Annotated in this window: 2 protein-coding genes; both read left to right on the top strand. The window is 71.8% G+C overall.

Features of this window, described 5'->3' with window-relative positions:
* The coding region (locus CCN42_RS16415) for a mannosyltransferase YkcB-related protein (protein ID WP_479688075.1) at positions 1-462 on the top strand (462 nt) is incomplete at its 5' end.
* A gap of 57 nt (positions 463-519) precedes the next feature.
* Positions 520-1,986, top strand: coding sequence for an MFS transporter (locus CCN42_RS16410; RefSeq protein ID WP_086736509.1), 1,467 nt, complete (start codon positions 520-522; stop codon positions 1,984-1,986).
* Positions 1,987-2,040 lie beyond the last annotated feature (54 nt).

Below are 2,040 nucleotides of genomic sequence, written 5' to 3'. Positions count from 1 at the left end.
CCGCCCTCGCCGGGCCGGCCGGGCGGGCAGAACCAGACCCCCGGCGGCCGGCCCGGCGAGGGCGGTGGCATGGGCGGCGGCGTGGGCGGCCTGCTCAACGGCGCGGCCGTCTCCGACGAGGCGAGGGAACTGCTGGAGGCGAACGCCGGCGAGTACACCTGGGCGGCGGCGGCCATCGGTTCGCAGAACGCCGCGAGCTACCAGCTGGCCACCGGCGAGCCGGTGATGGCGATCGGCGGCTTCAACGGCACCGACCCGTCCCCGACCCTGGCCCGGTTCCAGCAGTACGTGGCCGACGGCCGCGTCCACTACTTCATCGCGAGCGGCGACGGCGGCACGGGCGGCGGCATGGGCGGCGCCGACGGCACGTCCGCCCAGATCAGCGCTTGGGTGGAGGAGAACTTCACGAAGGTGACGGCCGGCTCGGCCACCTTCTACGACCTGACCCGGCCGAGGGGCTGACAGCGCCGCCCGCTTAATCGCTGTACACCGTATAGGGCCCCCTATACGGTGTACAGCATGTGTTCGACCTCCCAGGCGCAGTCCCCGACCGACACTCGAGGCGGCCACCCACAGCGCTGGCTGATCCTCGGTGTCATCTGTCTCGCCCAGCTGACGGTCCTGCTCGACAACACCGTCCTGAACGTGGCGATCCCCTCCCTCACCGAGGAGCTGGGCGCCGGCACCTCCGACATCCAGTGGATGATCAACGCCTACTCGCTGGTCCAGTCCGGCCTGCTGCTCACCGCGGGCAGCGCGGCCGACCGCTACGGCCGCAAGAGGATGCTGATCACCGGCCTCGTCCTGTTCGGCATCGGCTCGCTGGTCGCCGGACTCGCCGACTCCACGGCCCAGCTGATCGCGGCGCGGGCCGGCATGGGCGTCGGCGGGGCGCTGCTGCTGACCACCACCCTCGCGGTCGCGATGCAGATCTTCGCGCCGGAGGAGCATCCGAAGGCCATCGGCATCTGGAGCGCGGTCAACGCCCTCGGCTTCGCGACAGGGCCGCTCATCGGCGGGTTCATGCTGGACCACTTCTGGTGGGGCGCGATCTTCCTGATCAACCTGCCGGTCGCCGCACTCGGTCTGGCCGCCGTGGTGGCGCTGGTCCCGGAGTCCAAGAACCCGCAGGGTGACCGGCCCGACCTGCTCGGTGCGGTGCTCTCCACCATCGGCATGTCGTCCCTGGTCCTGGCGATCATCTCCGGGCCGGAGCACGGCTGGTCGTCCGGGCGGGTACTGGCCGGCGGCACGGTCGCGGTCGTCGTCCTCGCGGTGTTCGCCTGGTGGGAGAGCCGGATCCCCTACCCCATGCTCGACATGCACTTCTTCCGCAACCGCCGGTTCACCGGCGCGGTCGCCGGTGCGGTGCTGATCACCTTCGGAATGGGCGGGGCGCTGTTCCTGCTCACCCAGCACCTCCAGTTCGTCCTCGGCTACGGCCCCCTGGAGGCGGGGCTGCGCACGGCGCCGCTGGCGCTGGCGGTGGTGGCGCTGAACTTCTCCGGGCTGTCGGCGAAGTGGACCACGAAGCTCGGGACCCCGGTGTCCGTGCTGCTGGGCATGATGCTGATGTCCGGCGGCCTCGTCTCGATCGCGACGCTCGGCTCGGGCGGGTACGCCGGGATGCTGCTGGGGCTGGTGCTGATCGGGGTGGGGTGCGCGGTCGCCAACCCCGCGATGGCGCACGCGATCATGAGCAGCATTCCCCCGGCGAAGGCGGGTGTCGGCGCGGGCGTCAACGGCACGCTGGCGGAGTTCGGCAACGGGCTGGGCGTGGCCGTGCTGGGCGCGGTGCTCAACGCGCGGTTCGCCGCGGTGTCCCTGCCGGTGGCCCTGGCCGCGGCGGGGTCCGCGCTGGAGCGGGAGCGGGTGATCGACGCGTACGCCGACGGGCTGTCGGTCAGTCAGCTGGTCGGGGCGGTGGCCGTGCTGCTGGGCGGGGTCGTGGCGGCGGCGTTGCTGCGGCGGGCCGAGCGGGCCTAGGTGTATTGATCACGAGCGTTGTTGACGGTCACGGGGCTTGATCATGGCGAAGAC

It is taken from the genome of Streptomyces glaucescens (assembly GCF_002154375.1).
GTDB lineage: Bacteria > Actinomycetota > Actinomycetes > Streptomycetales > Streptomycetaceae > Streptomyces > Streptomyces glaucescens.
Note: the sequence above shows the minus strand (reverse complement) of the source record. Positions and strands in the feature narration are given on the sequence as shown.